The following is a 15,978-nucleotide window of genomic DNA, read 5'->3' on the forward strand; positions in this document are numbered from 1 at the left end:
CTGATAACGACCGGAAGGTTCAGCCGGAAGCTGGTCTGACATCATCCTTGGAAACAATCTGCCTTGCCTCGGAAGGCAGCATGATCGGGATTCCGTCTCGAACCGGATAAGCGAGTTTGGCGACTTTCGAGATCAGTTCGGAAGCGACAGGATCCCAGACAAGCGGACCTTTGGTAAGCGGGCAGGCAAGCAGTTCGAGAAGCTTCGTGTCGATCTTCGCATCGCGTGCCAGTTCGGCCATCTTCCATCCTCCTTTACCCGGCTCTTATTCTATTGGAGGCTTGCGCCAAAATCGTCCTGCTCGCGCGCCAACGCCATTTCGGTAATCGCGATCAGCGTCTCCGCGCGTGTCTTGAGGTCAGGAGCTTCTAGCAAGGCCTGCTTTTCGGCTGCTCCATAAGGAGCCATCATCGACAGCGCATTGACCAGCATGGCATTTTCGGCGCGGCTTACGCTTTCCCAATCAGCATCGAGGCTGTTGGCTTCAAGATAGGCGCGAAACGTTTTCAAAAGAGCGGGGCGGTTGATTTCGTCGGCGCCCTGCTCCTCGCGAAGATCGGCAGCGAAGGGCATGACGCGGCACTGGCGAAAAGGTGTTTTGACCGACAGTTCCGAAGCGACTCGAAACCGGCAGACACCTTGCAGCGCAATCAAATAGCGCCCGTCACCCGTTTCCGCCATAGAGGTGATCCGGCCGAGGCAGCCGACCTGGCAAAGCTCGGGTTCCCCATCCTCGCGCTGTGCGCCATCGAGGCTGGGCTGGATCATGCCGACGAGCCTCGGTCCTTTCATTGCCTCGTCGATCATCTGCAGATAACGCGGCTCGAAAATGTTGAGCGGCATGCGGCCGCCGGGCAAAAGCAGCGCAGCCGACAAGGGAAAAACCGCGACAACCGTCGGGAGGTCCGAACCCTGTCGATAATGAGCATTGCCCGCTTGCACGCTAGCCTCCTTTACCGTGCGTGCTTCCGATCAAAATCTATCGGCATCACGCCGCGGTTTACGAAAAGAGCACCGACGAGAGTTTCCGCCTGGCTGCCAGCGTTGCCTCGTCAGTCATCCCCCATGCTTCGAAGAACTTAAGAAGCTGGGCGCGTGCACCATCATCGTTCCAGGTGCGATCGGCCTTCACGATCGCCAACAGATTGTCTGCCGCTTCAGTGCGTTTCCCCTGCGCATTCTGGATCATCGCCAAGTCAAAGCGGGCCTGGTGGTCCCTGGGGTCGGCTTCCAGGCGCCGTTCGAATTCCACTGGGTTTCCCAGTTCTTCGGCCTGCTTTGCCAGCACCATTTTTGCACGGACAGCGGCAAGCTGCGGAGCATCCTTCTTGTCTTCAGGCGCACCGGCCAGAACGTCTTCGGCCGCGGCTGCATCACCCGCTTCGAAAAGCAGGTCGGCAAATCCGGCGATTGCATCGATAGTCTCGGGTGCTTCCTGAAGCACTGCCGAATAGATTTCGACAGCCGTCTGCATGTCACCAGCGGCTCGGGCCTGTGTAGCCGCCGTCAAGGCGTCGGCAACTCCCGCCTGGCCATCGTCTTTGCCGGCAACCTTCTGGATGAAGTCGCGAATCTGGCTTTCGGGAACTGCGCCCATAAAACCGTCAACCGGCTGTCCGTTCTTGAAAGCAATAACGGCTGGTATCGATTGGATACCCAACTGACCTGCAATCGAGGGATGATCGTCGATATTCATCTTGACCAGCTTTACGCGCCCGCCGGCTGCGCGGACGGTTTTTTCCAGCGCTGGCGTCAGTTGCTTGCATGGGCCGCACCATGGCGCCCAAAAGTCGACAAGCACCGGCTGCTTGCGCGATTCCTGAATGACATCCTGTGCGAAAGTGGCGGTTGTCGTATCTTTGATGAGATCGGCTGTAGAAGAAGTGCCAAGCCCGACACCGGACCCGCCTTCATTTAAGCCATTATCCTCACCCGCGCCAAATTGCACACTGGTAGCGGAATATTGGCCGGCACCACCGTAGGGATTGTCCTGTTTGCTCATTTCAGCCCTTTCGGTCGCATGACTTCGATCCCACGTACGGGCCCGTCGCCTCCCATGTGGCGATCATTCCGATACTTTCAAGATAGCAGGTTCGTGCCCTGTCGCCCGCAGAAATCTTAGGAGATCGTTTGCATCGATCGATGTAGTTGCAGTGTTGGTCAATGGGTGCGCATTGATCACCGAATGCTCCAGCAGCGTGCTGTCGACAACGATCTTCACCTGGTTGTGCGTGTCGTTGATGGCTCCGAACACCGTAACCGCCCCTGGAGTAACTCCCAGAAGATCGAGCAGCGCTTCCGGCCTGCCAAACGACACACGGCCGGCAGCGCCGATCTTGTGATGGATGGACTTCAGATCGACAATCGCGTCCTCGCCAACCGTCACCAGGAAATAGTTGTTCTTCTTGTCCTTCAGGAAAAGATTCTTGGTATGCCCACCCGGGATTTCACCGCGCAATGCCTGTGAATCGGCCACAGTGAAGAGTGGCGGATGGATGACAGTGGTTACACTGATCCCAGTCCCTTCAGAAAAGCCAGCAGTTCATCTGTTGATTTCGGCATCGGTTCGCGTGCTCCTTTGAAGGTCGATCTATTTCCAACCTTCGCTGCGAACAAGAGCGTTCATGCCTTTCAGTGCTATCCACATCCTCAAATGAGGCATCCACCCCATGCCGACGGCCGGCTTCCGGAACGCGCCAAAATGTCTCCATTCCCCTGTTGCATTCGCTGCGCTCTTCGGCCATATAGGCGCGGCTTGCGGCTGAAGGCCGCGCGAGCGGGTGTAGCTCAGGGGTAGAGCACAACCTTGCCAAGGTTGGGGTCGAGCGTTCGAATCGCTTCACCCGCTCCAGTTTTCTTCTCAGAAAAGCCGCGGTTCTCCGCGGTTTTTTCGTTTCAAGGCTCTCCCCTTTGCGTCGGCTCGACGTAAGCTTGAGCCGATCGCATGCCGTTCACTGAAGTTTTTCAAGAAGGCCAATCAGCTCTCCGAGGTGATTGAGCCGCCTGAAACGCGGTTCGTTCACCGGTTCCTCGACATGTTCCAGAACCCAGGTGAGATCATGCGGCACATAAATGCCCCAGCTCCCTGCCTGTATCGCCGGCACGATGTCGGATTTCAGTGAGTTTCCCACCATCATGCTGCGGCCCGGCCCTTCCCCATGGCGCTCGAATATCCGTTCGTAGGTGGAAACATTCTTGTCACTGACGATTTCAACGGCATCGAACAGATTTCCCAGTTGGGATTGAGCCAATTTCCTCTCCTGATCGAAAAGATCACCCTTGGTGATCAGCACCAGGCGGTAGACACCTGCCAGCTGTTCGAGCGTTTCGCGAACGTGAGGCAAGGTCTCAACTGGATGGCCGAGCATTTCCCGGCCGGCAGCGAGAATATCGCCGATGATCGCGGCCGGCACGCGACCTTCGGTGAGTTCGATGGCGGTTTCGATCATCGAAAGCGTAAAGCCCTTGATGCCGAAACCATAGATCTGGAGGTTTCGCTTCTCTGCCTCCAGCAGCCTGTCGGAGAGATGCTGCCCGTCGGCATAATTGGCCAGCAACTCTGCAAAGCGGCGCTCGGTCAGCCTGTAGAAATGCTCGTTCTGCCAGAGCGTATCGTCGGCGTCGAAACCGATCGTTGATAGCAGGAGCCCAAGCGACATTTTCTCTCTCAATGATATGACCCGATCGGCGAACAGTCCTTAAGTGCGAAGATACCGATTCATCGCGCCTGGATATTATGTTAGCGAACGTCATGGCTCAGAAAAAGGCGCATGAGGTCGATGCGTGGCTTGCCCGGCGCGACCTGCAGAAATTGATCCTGCTGTTCTACGGCCCGGATCGCGGTCTCGTGTCGGAGCGAGCGCGCAAGGTTGCCGCATCGACCGGCCTTTCCTCGGACGACCCTTTTTCGGTTGTTCGCCTCGATGCCGTGGAAATTGAACAGACGCCTGGACGCTTGATCGACGAGGCGAGGACGGTACCGATGTTTGCGGATCGCCGCCTGATCTGGGTGCGGAATGCCGGCGCGCAGAAGGCGCTTGCAGAGGATGTGAAGGCGCTCGGGCAGCAGCCGCCTCGCGATGCCATCATCCTGATTGAAGCCGGCGACCTGAAAAAAGGCTCCGCGCTTCGCGCCGCCGTCGAAGCATCCGAACATGCAATGGCACTGCCGTGCTACGCAGATGAAAGCCGAAGCGTCGATGGCCTGATCGACGAAGAGCTTCAGAAGTCGGGGCTTTCCATTGCTTTGGACGCGAGGCAATTGCTCAAGCGAAGCCTCGGGGGCGACCGGCTTGCGTCACGCGGCGAATTGGAAAAGCTCTCGCTTTACGCATCCGGCCAAAAGCAGATCACATTGGACGACGTGAGGTTGATGATTGGCGATGTGGCTAGCCTGTCGGTCGACGATGTCATCGATGCAACACTCGAAGGCAAGATTGTCGACTTCGATGTTGCATTCGCCCGTCTGGGTGGCGGCCAGGCAGCCAGTCAGGTGCTGGGCTCAGCATTACGACAGTTCCAAGCGCTGCAACTGATGCGGGGCACGATGGATAACGATGGACGCAGCCCGGCTTCCGTCGTCGCATCGGCGAGGCCCCCGGTGTTCTTCACACGGCGCAAGACCGTCGAAAATGCACTCGCCAGTTGGAATGGAGACAGCATCGCCCGCGCACTCGCCTCTCTCCAGTCAGCGGTGCTGCAGGCCCGTCGAAAATCCGATCTCGCGGAAGCAATAGCCCGGCAGGCCCTGCTGGCGATCACCGTCGAAAGCGCCAGGCGGCGAAGCCGGAACTAGATAAATCTTAGTCGGCTATAGATTAATGTTTCAGCCTGCGACAAAGCTCATCGAGCTGCTCGAGCGTGCGATAAGCGATTTTTAGCTCCCCGCCTTTGTCGCGGTGGCTGATGGCCACGCGCAAGCCAGTCACATCCGACAGGGCCTTCTCCAGCGCCAAAGTGTCGGGGTCTTTCTCGGCTGGCGTCGACGTTTGCTTAGGCTTGGTCTGCTCCGTGGCAGGAAGTTGCGCCAGCGCCTCGGCCTGGCGAACCGACAAGCCTTCCTCGACAATCCGCTTGGCTAGTCCTGCCGGTTCTTCGGCCGAGACGAGAGCACGGGCATGACCGGCCGACAGCGCGCCGCTCACCAGCATGTCCCGTATCACCTCTGGCAGTTTCAATAGCCGCAGCGTGTTCGCCACATGGCTGCGGCTTTTGCCGATCACTTGGCCCAGATCGGCTTGGGTATAGTGATGCTCGTCCATCAGCTGCTGGTATCCCATCGCTTCTTCAACAGGATTTAAATCGGCCCGCTGGACGTTTTCGATGATCGCCAGCTCCAGGGCCGCGCGGTCGTCGACGTCACGAATTATGACCGGCAATTCGGTAAGCCCGGCGCGTTGCGCCGCCCGCCAACGGCGTTCGCCGGCTATGATCTCATAATGGCCGGCCTTTCCAGCGGGCCGGACGACGACAGGCTGCACTATTCCATGTTCACGGATGGACTGCGCCAGGTCGGTTAGATCGCTGTCCGCAAAACTTCGGCGTGGGTTTCGCGGATTGGGCGTCACAAATTCGAGCGGCACGCGACCATCCGCGCTTGCCGGCTGCCGGTCGGGTTCGGCCGGTCTGTCCATCTCGCCGATCAACGCCGCGAGGCCGCGGCCAAGCCGTTTTTTTGACAGGTCGTCACTCATGGTTTGCCCAGATCATTACGCTATCGAATCGTTTACGCCGCCTGCAGACGGCGCTCGCGGCGGATTACTTCGGAAGCAAGCTGCAGATAGGCCTGGCTGCCGGCGCAGGCTAGATCGTACAGGATCGCAGGCTTGCCATGCGATGGCGCCTCAGACACGCGCACATTGCGGGGGATGATCGTGTCGTAGACCTTTTCTCCCATATGAGCGCGAACATCTTCCACGACCTGATTGGCGAGGTTGTTTCGCCTGTCAAACATGGTCAGCACAATGCCCTGTATGGTTAGCGAAGGGTTAATAGACCGCCGCACCTGCTCGACGGTTGCCAGCAGTTGACTGAGACCCTCCAGCGCGAAGAACTCGCACTGGAGCGGCACAAGAACCGAGTCGGCCGCAGCCATGGAATTAAGCGTCAGGAGGTTCAGCGAAGGCGGGCAATCGATGAGCACGTAAGAAAAGCCTGTCTCTTCCGCAGTATTGTGACTGAGCGCATTGCGAAGCCGCAGCACCCGATCCGGTGCATTGGCGATCTCCATCTCGATGCCGAGGAGGTCGAGTGTCGATGGGACGATCGACAATCCGGGCACCGCCGTCGGTATCGCAGCGGCACCGATCGTAAGAGCACCGGTCAAAACATCATAAGAAGATACGGTGCGGTCCTGCCTGTCTATCCCAAGCCCGGTGCTGGCATTCCCTTGCGGGTCCAGATCGACGATCAAAACACGCTCGCCGATAGCGGCAAGCGCCGTCGCCAGATTGATGGCGGTGGTGGTTTTCCCAACTCCGCCTTTCTGGTTGGCGACTGTGATAATGCGGGGGCCGTGCTTCATGTCTGACTGCTCGCGCAAATTGCGCCTCGAGTTCACGGATACCTATCGGCGCCGAAGATTCCAAATCTCGAGCACGACGCTTTCTGGATCAACGATGCTTCGGTGTTCTACCAGATCGAAGCTCCACTGTTGAACGCTTTCTTTCAGCTCGGATCGGTAATCCCGGCCTTTGTGAAAAAGTCCGCGTGCTTCTCCGGCCAGCCAGGGAGCCACGAGACCGAGCAGGATTGGCAACGGCGCGAGAGCCCTAGCGGTGACTATCTCTGGGACATTCACCGCCCCATACACATTTTCTATGCGGTCGGGATATACGCGTGCAGGTGCTTTGAGTTGACCCAGCGTACTCTGGAGGAATGCGGCCTTCTTGCGGTTACTCTCCACAAGGTCGATGCCGGCGCCATCTCGCTCCATAAGCAGAATCGCAACGACGCCCCCAGGAAATCCACCGCCGGATCCGAGATCCAGCCAGCGTTTTTCAACTGGTGCAAGCTGCACGAGCTGCGCGCTATCCAGGATATGACGGCTCCAGGTTTGCTTGAGCGTGGAAGGCGCCGCCAGATTTATTCGTTCCGACCACCGCAGGAAGCTGCGTTCGAACTCCAGAAGGCGCTCGAATGTTTCACGTGAAACAGGCCCCGCAGCTCCGCGGAGCGCTTCGAAAGCCGTTTCAGTCACGCCGCACCACGACGTTCGACATCTTCCACATGCCGTATCTGGGCCAGGATTATCGCCAGGGCAGCCGGGGTCATCCCCTCGATACGCTGCGCCTCGGCGACGGAGCCTGGGCGGCGATCCCGCATTTTCTGCCTCAACTCGTTAGAAAGCCCCGGAATGCCCGAGAAGTCGACATCCTTCGGAATTAGCCGCTGCTCCTCGCGGCGCATCAGCGCGACATCCGCCTTCTGCCGGTCGAGATAGACGGAATAGCGCGCCTCGGTCTCCAGAGACTCAATCGTTTTACTGTCCAACAAACCGAGTTCCGGCCAGAGTGCTGTTAACTTAGCGATGTCAACACCGGGGTAGGCCAAAAGCTCGTAAGCCGACCGTCGGACACCATCGTGGTTGACGTTCAGTCCAGCGCGTGCCCCTTCATTGGGGGTGATCGTCAACGAGCGGGCGACTTCACGAGCTTTGTCGAGCTTCCGACCGACCTCGGAAAAACGATCGGCCCGGACCTTCGAGACAATTCCAAGATTGATGCCCGTCGGGGTTAATCGTTCATCGGCATTGTCGGCACGAAGGGAGAGCCGGAATTCAGCCCGCGACGTAAACATCCGATACGGCTCGCTCACGCCCCGGCTCACCAGATCGTCCAGCATGACACCGATATAGGCCTCGCTTCGCCCAAGCACGATGCCGTCAGCGCCGGATGCTTTCCGAGCGGCATTGATGCCGGCGATGATGCCTTGCGCCGCGGCTTCTTCGTAGCCGGTGGTGCCGTTTATCTGTCCTGCCAGGAAAAGCCCGGAAACGCGCCGGGTCTCCAGAGTGGCATCAAGTTCCCTCGGATCTATGTGGTCATATTCGATGGCATAGCCGGGCTGTTTCATCGCAGCCTTCTCCAGGCCGGGAATGGTCTTCAGTATAGCGAGCTGCACATCCTCAGGCAGCGACGTCGAGATGCCGTTCGGGTAGACCGTGTCGTCTTCGAGGCCTTCCGGCTCCAGAAATATCTGATGACCCTCGCGATCGCCAAACTTGACGATCTTGTCCTCAATCGACGGACAGTAACGCGGGCCTACGCCCTCGATGGATCCTGAATACATTGCGGAACGATGGATGTTCTTCTTGATCAACGCATGGGTCGACGCGGTTGTCCGCGTGATGCCGCATTTGATCTGCGGGTTGGTAATTCGATCCGTCATCAGCGAGAACGGCACCGGGTCCTCATCTGCTGCCTGCATATCAAGCGACGCCCAGTCGATCGTGCGACCATCAAGTCGCGGCGGTGTGCCCGTCTTGAGGCGGCCTAGCCGGAAACCGGCTCGAGCCATCGTCTCGGAAAGACCCATCGTTGCCAGCTCGTTGACGCGGCCGGCCCTGATCGTGCGCTCGCCGATATGAATCAGCCCCCGCAGGAAGGTTCCGGTGGTGAGAACCACGGCCCGGCAAGCGATAAACCGCCCATCCGCCAGGCAAACGCCTCTCAGTATCCCATCCAGAATGTCGAGATCGACAATTTCGCCGCCGATCACTGTAAGGCTGGATTGCTCCGCGATAGCAGCCTGCATCGCTTGCTTGTAGAGCTTTCGGTCGGCTTGGGTGCGCGGACCGCGCACCGCAGGGCCTTTGCGGCGATTGAGCAAGCGAAATTGAATGCCGGCAGCATCCGCCACCTTGCCCATCAAGCCGTCGAGTGCATCAACTTCACGGACGAGGTGACCTTTGCCCAAGCCGCCTATAGCCGGATTGCATGACATCGCGCCAATTGTTTCAAAGCTCAGGGTGAAAAGTGCCGTAGCGGCGCCGGCTCGCGCCGCGGCAGATGCCGCTTCGCACCCCGCGTGCCCGCCTCCTACGACGACGACATCATAGCTGTCTCGCATGGTCAGAATCCAAAGTCTGCTGAAACAGCGCGACACATGTGACTTTCAGGCCATAAAGTCAAGAAAGGGGAGATGCCGGTAGGAATTGTTTCACGTGAAACACCGGTAGATTTCGCCGCTTGAATGTTTCACGTGAATCACACTCGGCGGCAATGTTTCACGTGAATCACTTTCCAATGCAAAAAGACGAGAAAATCGTATCCAGCAAATCCTCGACACCGATAGCCCCAGCAATTCGACCGAGGGCTTCGCTGGCGTGCCGCAAGGACTCCGCTCTCAATTCCAAGGCCCCATCCTCGATCCCTTCCCGAAGCGCGAGCAGGCATTTATCAAGCAACTCCAGGTGCCTGATGCGCGAAGGCATTACATCTCCAAAATTGCCCGCGGCAATGAGCGCCCGCCGTTGGATTTCGGAGAGAAGCTCTGAGACGCCTTCGCCAGTAGTGACTGAAATGATGAAATCGGGATCACACGTCGCCTGACCGTGGGGCGCCAAATCACTCTTGGTCCCGATAGAGATGCGCGAAACGTCATTTTGTAATGACAACGAACTTCGTTCGGCAGCTAGATCGAACAATTCCAGAAGAAGGTCGGCGGTTTCGGCGGTTTCAAGTGCTCGGGCGATTCCGATCGCCTCGACCTTTCCTGTGGTTTCGCGAATACCCGCCGTATCGATAATAATCGTTTTGATCCCATCGAGGTCCAGCGTAACCTCTACAAGATCACGTGTGGTTCCCGGCTCATCGGTGACGATCGCAACGTCTCGTTGAGCCAACGCATTCAACAAGCTGGATTTTCCGGCATTCGGGGCGCCCAGAATGACGACCTTGAAGCCATTGCGAATGATTTCGGCGCGCCGGTAAGAGCCAATATGTTGTGCAATCTCTCCGGCCAGCGCCTCTAGATCGGACCAGGTCTCGTTCGCGACGGAACCCGGCACATCCTCCTGGTCGGAGAAATCGAGTTCGGCCTCGATCATTGCGCGACCACGGATAATGCGATGCCGCCAACCCCTGTAAAGCTTCGACTGTGCCCCCGAGGCGTTGGCCAATGCAAAACGCCGTTGCGCCTCGGTTTCCGAAGAAACCAGATCGGACAGCGCCTCCGCTCCCGTCAGATCAATCTTGCCGTTCAGGAACGCTCGACGGCTGAATTCCCCCGCTTCCGCTTGCCTGAACCCATCAAGCGTGCTCACCGCTTCCAACACCGCCGCGACCACCGCACGGCCGCCATGCAGGTGAAACTCACAGCTATCCTCACCTGTAAAACTTCCTGGCCCCGGAAAAAAAACCGTTAGCCCTTGGTCTAGCAGGCGCTCATCCAGCCCACGGATTGCTCCGAACCGCATCATGCGCGGTTCCGGCACGGACCCCGTCATCGCAGCAAGCGCTGCTCTCGTATGCTGGCCAGAAAGACGAATGACCGCAACGCCGGCGGGGACTAGCCCGCTCGACAGCGCGTAGATGGAATCCGGGAATATCATTTGCCCCTGCATGGCAACCAACCTAGGCTCAGCCTTCGTTTTAACATTGGAACCGTAGCTGTGCCGCTGCCACCGTTAAACCTGCTGGCCAACGAAACCAGCCCCTATCTACAGCAGCATCGGAACAATCCGGTCCACTGGCGTCCCTGGTCCGCAGAATCGCTTGCAGAGGCGGCCGAACTTGGAAAACCGATTCTGCTATCCATCGGGTACGCAGCCTGTCACTGGTGCCATGTAATGGCACATGAGAGCTTCGAAAACCCGGAAATCGCAGCTCTCATGAACCGGCTCTACGTCAATATCAAGGTTGACCGCGAAGAACGACCGGACATCGATCAGATCTACATGGCCGCGCTTAACGCTATGGGGGAGCAGGGGGGGTGGCCCCTGACCATGTTTCTCACAACGGAAGCGAAGCCCTTCTGGGGCGGTACTTATTTTCCGGATCGGCCGAGGTTCGGGCGCCCGGGATTCGGCCAGGTGCTCGAGGCGATCCACAAGGCGTGGAGCGAAAAGAAAGAAAGCATTAACCAAAGCGCGGCCGCCCTGACCGACCATGTCGGCAGCCAGCTGGCCGCATCGTCACCGCCATCACCGATGACGCCGGCCAGCCTAACAGCACTCGCCGACAGCATCTACAGCATGGTCGACCATGAGGCGGGCGGGCTAAGGGGCGCGCCGAAATTTCCCAATGCACCGTTCATGGAAACCATTTGGCTTAATTGGCTGACCACCGGCAATACAACCCACCGAGACGCGGTTCTCGACAGCCTGAGGCACATGCTGAACGGCGGCATATACGATCACATCGGCGGAGGTTTGAGCCGCTACTCCACAGATTCACTCTGGCTGATCCCGCATTTCGAAAAGATGCTCTATGACAACGCCCAGCTGATCCGCCTTGCAAACTGGGCATATGCGGAAACGCGCGATTATTTGTTTCAGGTCCGAATCGAAGAAACCATAGAATGGCTGCTGCGCGAGATGCGCTTGGACGGCGGCGGCTTTGCTTCCAGCCTCGATGCCGACAGCGAAGGCGAAGAAGGCCTTTTCTATACGTGGAGCAGGGACGAGATCGACCAGGTCCTGGGTGATCAGGCGGTGCAGTTTCTCGCGGAATACAGCCTCGCCAAGCCGGAAAGCTGGGAGGGCAAGCCGGTCATTCACAGGACGGCACAGACCACGCAAGACGATAAGGCCATGGCGGACCTGCGGAGCAGACTGCTCGCCGCGCGCGAACAGCGGATTCGCCCCGGCAGGGACGACAAGGTCCTGGTTGACTGGAATGGCCTCGCTATCGCGGCAGTTGCCGAAGCCGGCAGGCTCTTCAATCGCGGCGACTGGATCGAGGCGGCTGAAGCGGCCTATCGTTTCGTAATCGAATCGAAGTCGCAGGACGGACGGCTTCCACACTCGATATTGGGAAACCGGCGCAGTTTTCCAGGAATGTCGAGCGATTACGCGGCCATGACGAATGCTGCGATATCGCTGTTCGAAGCCACCGGTAGCGAGGAATACCGCGACCAGGCCTTCATCCTGTTGAGGGAGCTTGACGAACGATACATCGACGAGCGCGCGACAGGTTACTTCCTGACCGCTTCAGATTGCCATGACGTCCCGGTTCGTATCCGTGGCGATGTCGACGAGGCGATCCCATCCGCGACGAGCCAGATCATTGTCGCCATGAGCCGGGCAGCAAGCCTTTCCGGCGATCACGAACTCCAGCAGAAAACCTGGTCCGTAGCGGAAGCCGCATTTGGGCGCACCATCAACCAGCATCACGGCCAGGCCGGCATCTTCAATGCCTGCACGCTGGTGTTGGAACCAATCAAACTGATTCTGGTCGAGGATACGGACAATCCGCTCTTCGTTCCGGTGACGAATCGAAATCCCGACCCACGCCGCGTCGACATTGTGGTTCGTCTCGGCGAGACGTCGGGCTTCAATCTTCCCGGCGGCATCCTGCCGGACACATCCAAGCCGGGTGCATGGTTGTGCACCGGACAAATCTGCCTGCCGGTGATCACCGATCCAGCAGAGCTGGAAAATGTCCTGCGACGGAAGCCAGCCTAACCCGGTCGGGGCGTCAGGTGTTCATCGAGTCGAAGAAATCCGAATTGGTTTTCGTCTGCTTCAGCTTGTCGATCAGGAACTCGATCGCATCCGTCGTCCCCATCGGGGCCAGAATGCGCCGCAGCACGAAGATCTTCTGAAGATCCTGACGTGCGATCAACAGGTCTTCCTTGCGCGTGCCGGACTTCAGAATATCCATCGACGGGAAGATGCGCTTGTCGGCCACCTTACGGTCGAGCACGATTTCCGAATTGCCCGTGCCCTTGAACTCTTCGAAGATCACTTCGTCCATTCGGCTGCCGGTATCAATGAGCGCGGTCGCTATGATGGTCAGCGACCCGCCTTCTTCGATGTTGCGGGCAGCACCGAAGAAGCGCTTCGGCCGCTGCAGCGCATTGGCGTCCACACCGCCGGTCAGCACCTTGCCCGATGAGGGAACGACGGTGTTGTAGGCGCGGCCAAGCCGCGTGATCGAATCGAGCAGGATGACCACGTCGCGGCCATGCTCGACGAGACGTTTCGCCTTCTCGATGACCATTTCGGCGACCTGGACGTGACGCGTCGCCGGCTCGTCGAAGGTAGACGAGACGACCTCACCCTTCACCGACCGTTGCATGTCGGTCACTTCTTCCGGACGCTCGTCGATCAGAAGAACGATCAGATAGCATTCAGGGTGGTTGGACGTGATCGAATGGGCGATGTTCTGCAGCAGCACGGTTTTACCCGTGCGCGGCGGCGCGACGATCAAACCGCGCTGGCCCTTGCCCAGCGGCGCCACCAGGTCGATCACCCGGGCAGAGAGGTCCTTGGTCGTCGGATTGTCGACTTCCATCTTCAGCCGGTCGTTCGGATAGAGCGGCGTCAGATTGTCAAAGTGGATCTTGTGCCGGATTTTTTCCGGATCCTCGAAATTGATCGTGTTGACCTTGAGCAACGCGAAATAACGCTCGCCTTCCTTCGGGCTGCGGATAGGTCCCTCGACCGTATCGCCGGTCTTCAGCGAGAAACGCCGAATCTGGGACGGTGAGATGTAGATATCGTCCGGACCTGGCAGGTAATTCGCGTTCGCCGACCTCAGGAAGCCGAAGCCGTCCTGGAGCACTTCCACCACCCCTTCGCCGATGATCTCGACGTCCTGCGACGCCAGCTTCTTCAGAATCGCGAACATCAATTCCTGCTTGCGCAAGACGCTGGCGTTTTCGACTTCGAGCGTCTCGGCATAGGCGATGAGTTCAGGCGGCTTCTTGCTCTTGAGCTCTTGTAGTTTCATTTCCTGCATGGGTGCGGACTCTGGATTGGGTAAGGGAAAATATCGACGGTACGCGATGTGCACCGGACGCGGCCGAGAAAGCAAAAATGGGAGCGCGCGTGGGCGGGGAGGGAGCTGTCTTTTATCGCCGACCCCGGCAAAGAGCAAGGCAGCATTTTCAGATCGAAGCTCAGAAAGGCTTGACGATCACCAGGATGACAATCGCGATCATCAGCAATGTAGGAACTTCATTCATCATCCGCCAGTGGCGTGCCGGCTTTTCGTTGCGATCCTCGGCAAACATCCGCACCGCCCGTGCAAAATAACCATGGGTCGCCGACAATCCGACCACCAGCGCGATCTTCAAATGCAGCCATCCGCCGCTAAACTGAAAACCTTTCCAAGCAAGCCAGAGGCCGACGATCCAGGTCACCATCATTGCCGGATTGATGATCGCGCGCAGCAGCCGGCGCTCCATCACCTTGAAAGTCTCCGATTGAACGGAACCCTTTTCCGCCTCCACATGATAGACGAACAGCCGCGGCAGATAGAGCATCCCCGCCATCCACGAGATGACTGCGATGACGTGGATCGCCTTGGCCCAGGGATAAAACCCGTCCGGATCCCAATAGAAGAGCGCCGCGGCGCCAAGGACGAAGATCACAACCGCGATAGCGGCCCTCTGCATCGCCTTCGCACCGCTGGCTCGCGCTTTATCAATTCCAGTCATAGCCCTTCCGAGCCTCTCACATATTGCAGCATGGCTTCAACATGAGCGATCGGAGCCTCTGGCGTGATGCCATGGCCGAGATTGAAAATCAGCGGACCTCCTCCCAATGCTCCAAGAATGCGCTCGACGCCCTCCTGCAGCGCCCGTCCACCGGCGACAACCCGCAACGGATCGAGGTTTCCCTGTATCGCACCGTCGCTCTGCAGGCGTGCTGCCTGGCTGAGTGGAACGGTCCAATCCAGCCCCAGTCCGGTAACCCCGGTTTTTGCCCTATAGACATCGTAGCGGGTACCTGCTCCCTTCGGAAATCCAATGATCGGGACATCCGGGTAAACCGCTCGCACCAGCCCGACGATCTTTTGGACAGGGCGAACACAGTGCGCTTCGAATGAGGCCTCATCGAGCACGCCTGACCAGGAATCAAAGATCTGAACCACATCCGCGCCGGCTTCGATCTGCCGGATCAAATAGGCCGCTGAGAATTCGGCCAGGAGGTCGAGCAACGCGGCCAATTTCTCCGGATGCCTGAATGCAAACAAGCGCGCCGGCGCCTGGTCGGGGGTCCCATGGCCGGCAATCATATAGGTTGCAACAGTCCAGGGAGCCCCGCAAAAGCCGATCAGCGTGACTTCGGCCGGCAATTCGTTGCGCAGACGCCGGACCGTCTCATAGACCGGCGCGAGATGCACGTGAAACAATTCGCCATCGATGCCCGCAATTTCCCCGGCGCCGATCGGCGTCATCAGCGGGCCGCGCCCTTCCTCGAAACGAACATCGCGGCCAAGCGCGTGAGGCACGACAAGGATATCCGAAAACAGGATCGACGCATCGAAGCCGAAACGGCGTATCGGCTGCAAAGTCACTTCGACGGCAAGATCCGGATTATAGCAGAGATCCAGGAAGCTGCCCGCGCGCTGCCGGACTTCGCGATATTCGGGAAGATATCGGCCTGCCTGGCGCATCATCCAGACCGGCGGCGGGAAAACGCTTTGCCCTTTGAGGACGTCGACCATCACCCGCTTCATTGCCATACCGCCTCGGTTCTCTCCGAATGAACTAAATAAAATATCTATAGATATGAGTCTTCTGATTCTAAGAGTCTGTTGGAATCGGGAATTCTCTGTTTTTCACATCAGCCGGAAAAACCCGATCATGCCAAATGACGCATGCCGGCCATCGAGGATATGTTAACAGTGGGGAAGTTCACTTTTTCTACTTTAGAATCAATATGTTGAAATCCTCTAGGGCGGCCTTCCCAAGCCCGGCCCTGTGGCTGAAAATCGGAACCTCCATTGTTCTCCACAGCACTGCCGGAGACTTCACCGCGGCTCGAATTGTGGACAAAACCCGTTCTGATACAGTCCCCGACGGACA

Annotated in this window: 14 protein-coding genes, 1 tRNA gene and 1 pseudogene; 3 read left to right on the top strand and 13 right to left on the bottom strand. The window is 58.3% G+C overall.

The features are described 5' to 3' along the window. Window positions 1–19: 19 nt before the first annotated feature. From OHD58_RS04630 to OHD58_RS04645, 4 genes and pseudogenes are all read right to left on the bottom strand, one after another. Window positions 20–241 carry a Trm112 family protein gene (locus OHD58_RS04630; RefSeq protein ID WP_263801889.1) on the bottom strand — a complete coding sequence of 74 codons (222 nt, stop codon included), beginning with the start codon at window positions 239–241 and terminating at the stop codon, window positions 20–22. Between the two features lie 29 nt (window positions 242–270). Further along, on the bottom strand, window positions 271–942 hold the full coding sequence (locus OHD58_RS04635; protein WP_263801890.1) for an LON peptidase substrate-binding domain-containing protein: 672 nt from the start codon (window positions 940–942) through the stop codon (window positions 271–273). A gap of 58 nt (window positions 943–1,000) precedes the next feature. Further along, window positions 1,001–2,002, bottom strand: a complete 1,002-nt coding sequence (trxA, locus tag OHD58_RS04640; protein WP_263801891.1) for a thioredoxin — start codon at window positions 2,000–2,002, stop codon at window positions 1,001–1,003. 63 nt (window positions 2,003–2,065) lie between these two features. After that, window positions 2,066–2,562, bottom strand: a pseudogene (locus OHD58_RS04645) (prolyl-tRNA synthetase associated domain-containing protein). Between the two features lie 214 nt (window positions 2,563–2,776). Here OHD58_RS04645 and OHD58_RS04650 point away from each other — a divergent pair. Then, window positions 2,777–2,851: transfer RNA gene (locus tag OHD58_RS04650), tRNA-Gly, on the top strand. Window positions 2,852–2,951: 100 nt separating this feature from the next. Here OHD58_RS04650 and OHD58_RS04655 read toward each other — a convergent pair. Next, the gene (locus OHD58_RS04655) at window positions 2,952–3,659 is read right to left on the bottom strand and encodes an HAD family hydrolase (RefSeq protein ID WP_263801892.1); all 708 of its coding nucleotides are present in this window, start codon (window positions 3,657–3,659) and stop codon (window positions 2,952–2,954) included. A 92-nt stretch (window positions 3,660–3,751) separates the two neighbouring features. Here OHD58_RS04655 and holA point away from each other — a divergent pair, with 92 nt between their 5' ends. After that, entirely contained in the window at window positions 3,752–4,795 is a 1,044-nt protein-coding gene (gene holA, locus OHD58_RS04660) for a DNA polymerase III subunit delta (protein ID WP_263801893.1), read from the top strand. 22 nt (window positions 4,796–4,817) lie between these two features. Here holA and OHD58_RS04665 read toward each other — a convergent pair whose 3' ends face one another. The 5 genes from OHD58_RS04665 to mnmE form a co-directional block, all read right to left on the bottom strand. Further along, window positions 4,818–5,693 carry a ParB/RepB/Spo0J family partition protein gene (locus OHD58_RS04665; RefSeq protein ID WP_263801894.1) on the bottom strand — a complete coding sequence of 292 codons (876 nt, stop codon included), beginning with the start codon at window positions 5,691–5,693 and terminating at the stop codon, window positions 4,818–4,820. A gap of 32 nt (window positions 5,694–5,725) precedes the next feature. Next, window positions 5,726–6,523, bottom strand: a complete 798-nt coding sequence (locus tag OHD58_RS04670) for a ParA family protein (RefSeq protein WP_263801895.1) — start codon at window positions 6,521–6,523, stop codon at window positions 5,726–5,728. Window positions 6,524–6,565: 42 nt separating this feature from the next. Continuing rightward, entirely contained in the window at window positions 6,566–7,198 is a 633-nt protein-coding gene (gene rsmG, locus OHD58_RS04675; RefSeq protein ID WP_263801896.1) for a 16S rRNA (guanine(527)-N(7))-methyltransferase RsmG, read from the bottom strand. Further along, a complete protein-coding gene (mnmG, locus tag OHD58_RS04680) occupies window positions 7,195–9,069 on the bottom strand; it encodes a tRNA uridine-5-carboxymethylaminomethyl(34) synthesis enzyme MnmG (protein ID WP_263802697.1) in 1,875 nt (624 codons plus the stop codon). Before mnmG ends, rsmG begins: the two co-directional genes overlap by 4 nt. Window positions 9,070–9,235: 166 nt before the next feature. Then, entirely contained in the window at window positions 9,236–10,552 is a 1,317-nt protein-coding gene (mnmE, locus tag OHD58_RS04685; protein WP_263801897.1) for a tRNA uridine-5-carboxymethylaminomethyl(34) synthesis GTPase MnmE, read from the bottom strand. Between the two features lie 60 nt (window positions 10,553–10,612). Here mnmE and OHD58_RS04690 point away from each other — a divergent pair, with 60 nt between their 5' ends. Continuing rightward, window positions 10,613–12,625: a thioredoxin domain-containing protein gene (locus tag OHD58_RS04690; protein WP_263801898.1), complete on the top strand. Its 2,013-nt coding sequence runs from the start codon at window positions 10,613–10,615 to the stop codon at window positions 12,623–12,625. Window positions 12,626–12,638: 13 nt separating this feature from the next. Here the strand turns inward: OHD58_RS04690 and rho are convergent, their stop codons facing one another. The 3 genes from rho to hemE form a co-directional block, all read right to left on the bottom strand. Beyond that, complete coding sequence (gene rho / locus OHD58_RS04695; protein ID WP_263801899.1) at window positions 12,639–13,904, bottom strand: transcription termination factor Rho; 1,266 nt, start codon at window positions 13,902–13,904, stop codon at window positions 12,639–12,641. A 160-nt stretch (window positions 13,905–14,064) separates the two neighbouring features. After that, on the bottom strand, window positions 14,065–14,604 hold the full coding sequence (hemJ, locus tag OHD58_RS04700; RefSeq protein ID WP_263801900.1) for a protoporphyrinogen oxidase HemJ: 540 nt from the start codon (window positions 14,602–14,604) through the stop codon (window positions 14,065–14,067). Further along, entirely contained in the window at window positions 14,601–15,635 is a 1,035-nt protein-coding gene (gene hemE, locus OHD58_RS04705; RefSeq protein ID WP_263801901.1) for a uroporphyrinogen decarboxylase, read from the bottom strand. Before hemE ends, hemJ begins: the two co-directional genes overlap by 4 nt. Between the last annotated feature and the right edge of the window lie 343 nt (window positions 15,636–15,978).

It is taken from the genome of Mesorhizobium sp. ZC-5, from assembly GCF_025753855.1.
GTDB lineage: Bacteria > Pseudomonadota > Alphaproteobacteria > Rhizobiales > Rhizobiaceae > Neomesorhizobium.